Here is a 2,637-nt window from a genome sequence, read left to right on the forward strand (position 1 = left end):
CCAGCCTCTTCTTTTTTGAAAAAGTGTTTCCCTCAAAAATTCTGATAGTTTACGAATCGTTTACGGTTGCTGGAATCGCTTGCAAAATAGGCTTGTAAAAGAGTATACTAAATAAGGAAAAACATTTTTAAAAAGGAGTTTAGGATGAAGAAGCACTATTTTCGATCAGCTGTAGCAGCCTTGCTTCCGCTTTTGTTGATTGCTCAACCTGTTGAGGCTTGTACAGGGTTCATCATCGGGAAGAAACTGACTGCCGACGGTTCAACCTTGGTAGGGCGTACCGAAGATTTAGAGCCCAACCATAATAAAAATTTTGTGGTCAGAGAGCGTGTCTACAATAAAAAAGGAGCCATCTTTGAGGATGCTGCCAATGGTTTTCAATATCCCTTGCCAGAGATTAGCTATAAGTATACAGCGGTTCCAGATGTCACCCCTGATCAGGGAATTTTTGACGAAGCAGGATTCAACGAATATGGGGTTTCCATTTCTGCCACTGTATCTGCTTCAGCAAATGACAAGATCCAAAAGGTGGATCCCTATGTCAAGGATGGCCTCGCAGAATCGGGCTTGACAAGTATCGTTCTCCCTAGTGTGAAAACCGCAAGAGAAGGGGTCGAACTCATTGCTAAAATCGTCGAAGAAAAAGGCGCTGCAGAAGGAAATATTGTGACCATTGCCGATAAAGAAGGCGTCTGGTATATGGAAATCCTATCTGGCCATCAATATGCGGCGATTCTCTTCCCAGAGGATCGGTTTGCGGTCTTTCCAAATACCTTCTTCTTAGGGCATGTAGATCTGTCAGATACCGAACGCACGATCGCCTCAAAAGATCTTGAAACAGTTGCCAAAAAAGCCAATAGCTATAAGGAAGTGGACGGAAAATTCCACGTTTCTCAATCCTATAATCCGCCTTTGCAAGAAGCAGATCGCTCTCGGGTTTGGTCGGGAATCAAATCGCTAGACCCAAGCTCTCCTGTTAAATATGACGATGCGTCCTTTGACCTTCTTCATACAACCGATCGAAAATTAACCCTCCGCGATGCCATGAATCTCCAACGCAATCGTTTGGAAGGAACCAAATATAAACCACAGGATCAAATGGAGCTGGATGGAAAAGGCATTCCGAAAAAAGGGGAGTTTGATGCGGTTTATAAATACCCTATTTCCAATCCAAATGTCATGGAGGCCCATATTTTCCAACTGAAAGACGAGGTCCCAGCGAGTGCAGGTGGAGGCACCATGTGGCTGTCGATGGGTAGTCCACGAAATGCTCCATACCTACCCTACTATGGCAATATTCTCAACACCTATCAAGCCTACCAAGAATTAGGGGAGCATTACAATGATCGCTCTTGGTATTGGACCATTTCAAGAATCAATGACCTTGTGGCCAAGTATCCAGATTTATTCGAAGATGGGGCGATTCGTACTGAAATGGAACGATTGGAGTCTCAGTGGATGGTCGAACAAGATCTGAGTGATCAGGAACAAATCGCCCTTGCTTCTCAGCCTGAAGAAGCTAGTAAGAAGGCAACAGAGGAAAGCTTGGCGAGAGCTGAGAAAACCTTCGAACGCTTGCAAGAAATCAGAAAAGAAGCAGAACAAAAGGTAGCAGATGAACACGGAAAAAGTGCCCTGCAGGATCTAGATGACGAAGAAGATGCTGCTTATGAAGAAAAGATTGATCTCGTTGAATTTGACTATGATTACATTCTAGCAGCAGGCTTATTCGGGGCAACCCTTCTAGCGATTGTGATCTACCTGATTCGCTCAAAGAAACAAAAGGGAGGAAAACAAGATGACTAAAATTCAAAGAGCCTCGATCTATCTTTTTCTACTGTTTGCAGGAATTGGCTTGGAGTTTGAACTCGGTCATCTTTCTCAACAAGAATTTAGCCAGTCTGCAGGCAGAGACTTGGTCTTAAACTTGTCTGTCTTAGCTACTATTATTATCCCGCTCTATCTCTTTTCAAAACGATTGGCCAAGCAGTTGTCCGTACCAACCTACATCCTATGGATTGCCATGTTTGGAGGAGCCTTCGTAGCAGGCTGGTTGAGCTTTTCAGGCAATAGCTTGATTGATATTATGAATAGCCATGTGATCAAGGATGCCACTGTCTTTAACAAGTGGACGGATGCTTTGACAGCTCCATTTTCAGAAGAATTCTTTAAGGCCCTGGTTGCCTTTTGGGTAGTCTTGATGGTTGGCAAAAAAGATCTGAAATCGATTCTAATTGCCGGCTTGGGCTCTGGCTTTGGTTTTCAGATCATTGAGGATTTAGGGTACGTTGCCCGCCAAACAAAAACCAGCCAATTAGCCGCTGTCACTGAGGCCATTAACCGTATCTCTGGTGGATTAGCTTCACATGCCCTCTATACAGCTGTTGTATCAGTTGGTGTCTTCCTCTTGTTGTCTCAAGTGACCCAGCAAAAGGAAAAACTCTTTGGGCTCTGGTGTGTTCTCTCAACAGTAGCCAATCACTTCTTATGGAACTCTCCGTTTTATGAAACAGACCATCGGATTAATCTTCTCGTCGGACTGCTCTTTGCCGTCCAAGTAGGGACCTTTATCGAAGTGGTGCTCTATACCAAGAAACATCCCGAGTTGTCATTTTTAAAATAATAAGAAAAATTTTT

The 2,637-nt window shown here is 43.8% G+C and carries 2 protein-coding genes; both read left to right on the forward strand.

Going from position 1 to position 2,637, the window contains the following annotated elements:
- Positions 1-144 precede the first annotated feature (144 nt).
- Positions 145-1,806: a C69 family dipeptidase gene (locus tag SPADD19_RS00235; protein ID WP_061454887.1), complete on the forward strand. Its 1,662-nt coding sequence runs from the start codon at positions 145-147 to the stop codon at positions 1,804-1,806.
- Positions 1,799-2,623, forward strand: a complete 825-nt coding sequence (locus SPADD19_RS00240) for a PrsW family glutamic-type intramembrane protease (RefSeq protein ID WP_061454888.1) — start codon at positions 1,799-1,801, stop codon at positions 2,621-2,623. Before SPADD19_RS00235 ends, SPADD19_RS00240 begins: the two co-directional genes overlap by 8 nt.
- Positions 2,624-2,637: the final 14 nt, after the last annotated feature.

This window comes from Streptococcus parasanguinis (genome assembly GCF_001578955.1).
Lineage (GTDB): Bacteria > Bacillota > Bacilli > Lactobacillales > Streptococcaceae > Streptococcus > Streptococcus parasanguinis_U.

What these genes read in the sequence shown, in the direction of transcription:
- SPADD19_RS00235 (WP_061454887.1), top strand. Translation starts at nt 145, where the DNA reads ATGAAGAAGCACTATTTTCGATCAGCTGTAGCAGCCTTGCTTCCGCTT.
- SPADD19_RS00240 (WP_061454888.1), top strand. Translation starts at nt 1,799, where the DNA reads ATGACTAAAATTCAAAGAGCCTCGATCTATCTTTTTCTACTGTTTGCA.